Source organism: Aeromicrobium sp. PFPM2_SD2 (assembly GCF_057364525.1).
The window spans coordinates 1-2,591 of record NZ_JBNFNZ010000356.1 but is presented as its reverse complement, the minus strand read 5'-3'; the positions used below and the strand labels follow the sequence as shown (position 1 = coordinate 2,591).

At 71.4% G+C, this 2,591-nt stretch carries 3 protein-coding genes and 1 pseudogene; 2 read left to right on the top strand and 2 right to left on the bottom strand.

Annotation, left to right across the window (positions count from 1 at the left end):
- A partial coding sequence (locus AC2W7G_RS13490) for a hypothetical protein (protein ID WP_485868891.1) occupies nucleotides 1-309 on the top strand: 309 nt, incomplete at its 5' end.
- Between the two features lies 1 nt (nucleotide 310).
- On the opposite strand, the gene AC2W7G_RS13485 is transcribed toward AC2W7G_RS13490, so the two are convergent.
- Together AC2W7G_RS13485 and AC2W7G_RS13480 are read right to left on the bottom strand one after the other, a co-directional pair.
- Nucleotides 311-991 carry a potassium channel family protein gene (locus tag AC2W7G_RS13485; RefSeq protein WP_485868890.1) on the bottom strand — a complete coding sequence of 227 codons (681 nt, stop codon included), beginning with the start codon at nucleotides 989-991 and terminating at the stop codon, nucleotides 311-313.
- On the bottom strand, nucleotides 984-2,330 hold the full coding sequence (locus AC2W7G_RS13480; RefSeq protein WP_485868889.1) for a TrkH family potassium uptake protein: 1,347 nt from the start codon (nucleotides 2,328-2,330) through the stop codon (nucleotides 984-986). The genes AC2W7G_RS13485 and AC2W7G_RS13480 overlap by 8 nt, the downstream gene beginning before the upstream one ends.
- Before the next feature lie 81 nt (nucleotides 2,331-2,411).
- On the opposite strand from AC2W7G_RS13480, the pseudogene AC2W7G_RS13475 reads away from it, so the two are divergent.
- Nucleotides 2,412-2,591: pseudogene (locus AC2W7G_RS13475) on the top strand (glycosyl transferase); the annotation flags it as partial.

Genomic DNA, 2,591 nt, shown 5'->3' with positions numbered 1-2,591 from the left:
CGTCGAGCCGGCCGACGGAGGTGCGCCCGTGACCGAGCCGGTGCTGGTGCTGACGTCGTGCGCACGGGCGGGGTCGCCGGCCTGCGTCGGGAGTGGACGGTGGAGGTGGGCGAGGACGACGCGCCGGCCTGGTGGCCGCTGGTCGAGGCGTGCCCGTGGGACGCCGACCTGGACGCCGACGGCGTGCCCGACCGGTTCGTCTACGACCTGCGCGCGAACGAGCGCGCGGCCCGGCTGCCCGAGAGCCGCCTGGAGGGTCCCTGGCACGACCTCGCCGAGGCGGTGCGGCGCCGAGCCGCTGGCTCCTGACCTACTGGTCGGCGGTCATGGCGCAGAACTTCTCCACCTTGACCGTGGGCCCGGAGATGATCAGCTCGTCGCCGTGGTGCACGAGGGTGTCGGCCTGGGCGTAGGTGAAGTCCTGGCCGCGGCTCTTCACGCCGACGACGGTGATGCCGTACTTGGAGCGCAGCACCGAGCGGCCGAGCTCCTGGCCGCACGCCTCGCGCGGGGCACGGGTGCGGGCGATGGCGAAGCCGTCGTCGAACTCGATGAAGTCGGTCATCGTGCCCGACACCAGGTGCGCGACCCGCTCGCCCATGGACGTCTCGGGCCGCACGACGTGGGTGGCGCCGACGCGCTCGAGGATCATGGCGTGCTTGCCGCTGACCGCCTTGGCCCAGATCTCCTTGACGCCGAGCTCGGCCAGGCCGAGCACCGTCAGGACGCTGGCCTCGATGTCGCTGCCGATGCCGACGACCGCGCGGTGGAACTGCTCGGCGCCGATCTGCTGCAGCGCCTCGGTGTCGGTGGTGTCGGCCGAGACGACGTGGGTGAAGTCGCTGGCGTACTTCTGCGCGATGGCCGGGCTCTCGTCGACGGCCAGCACCTCGTGGCCCAGCCGCACGAGCGACTTGGCGACGGCCGACCCGAAGCGTCCCAAGCCGATGACGAGCACCGGGGCGGTGGGGGACGTGTCCTTGCTAGCCAATGATCGGTCGCTCCTCGGGCAGGGTGTAGCGGCGCACGCGGTTGCGGACGACGAACGCTGACGCCGCCGTAATGGTGCCGACTCGGCCGATGAACATCAAGACGATGAGCACCATCTGCGCGTTCCAGGGCAGGTCGGGCGTGATGCCGGTGCTCAGGCCGACGGTCGCGAAGGCCGACGTGCACTCGAACAGCACCTCGCCGTAGCCGAGCCCGGTCATCGTCAGCACGAGCCAGGTCGAGGTGATGACGAGCATGACCGCGAGCAGGGCGATGGTGACCGCCTGGCGGATGGTGGCGCTGCTGATCGAGCGGCGGCCCACCGTGACGTCCGGGTCGCCGCGCAGCTCGGCCATGATCACGTAGGCGAGCAGCAGGAACGTCGTGACCTTGATGCCGCCGGCGGTGCTGGCCGAGCCGCCGCCGATGAACATCATCACGGTGGCGACGTCCAGCGACTCGGGCCGCACCTCGCCCCAGTCGAAGCTGTTGAACCCGCCCGAGCGGGGCATCACGCCGGCCTCGATGCCGGTGACCACGCGGTGCCAGAACGGCAGCTCACCGAGCGTGCCGTCGTTGTTCCACTCCACGGCCATGAACAGCACGACCGCGATGACGAGCAGGCCGATCGAGCCCCACACGGTGAGCCGGGTGTGGATGGTCCACGTCGCCGGCGCGCGCCAGCGGCTCCACAGCTCCGAGAGCACGGGGAAGCCCATCGCGCCGACGAACACGGCGATCGACACCGGCAGGATGATGAGGCCGTCCCCGGCGTACCCGACGAGGCTGTCGGTCTCGAGCGCGAACCCGGCGTTGTTGAACGCCATCACCGCGTAGAACAGCCCGTGCCACAGCGACTGGCCCCACGAGTCGAAGTACTCGGCGCGCAGGCGCAGGGTGAGCGCGACCCAGGTGACGAGCTGGAACAGCACCATCGTGATGGCGATGCGGGCGAACAGCGGACGGACCTCGCCGAGGGTCGGCACGTGGAAGTCGGCCTGCGCGACGAGGCGGGTGCGCAGCCCCAGGCGTCCGCCGATGAAGACGCCGAGCAGGGTGGCGAGGGCGACGATGCCCAGGCCGCCGATCTCGACGAGCGCCAGGATGATGCCCTGTCCGGCCGGGGTCCAGTAGGTGGCGGTGTCGACCGTGGCCAGGCCGGTGACGGTCACCGCGGACGTCGAGGTGAAGAACGCCGCCATGAAGCTCGGGTTGTCCTCGCCCGCCCGCGCGAACGGCAGCAAGAGGAGCAGCGTGCCGACGAAGATGAGCACCAGGAAGGTCAACGGCAGGAGCCGGACGGGGTGCGCGACGGCGCGCGGCAGCGAGAGGCGGACCACGGGCAGCACGCTAACGCAGCGACGGCGACGGCACGCCGGGACGCGACGGGACGCCGGGCGCGGCGCACTAGGGTGGTCCGGGTGAGCCGGCCGCTTCGAGTCCTCGTCATGACCATCGTCCACCACCCCGGCGACGCCCGGATCGCCCACCGCGAGATCCCGGCGCTGCTCGACGACCAGATGGCGGTCACCTTCGCGGCGCCGTTCTCCGGCTACGGCGTGGAGCCGCCGCCGGGCGTCGTGCCCGTGGACGTGCGCCGG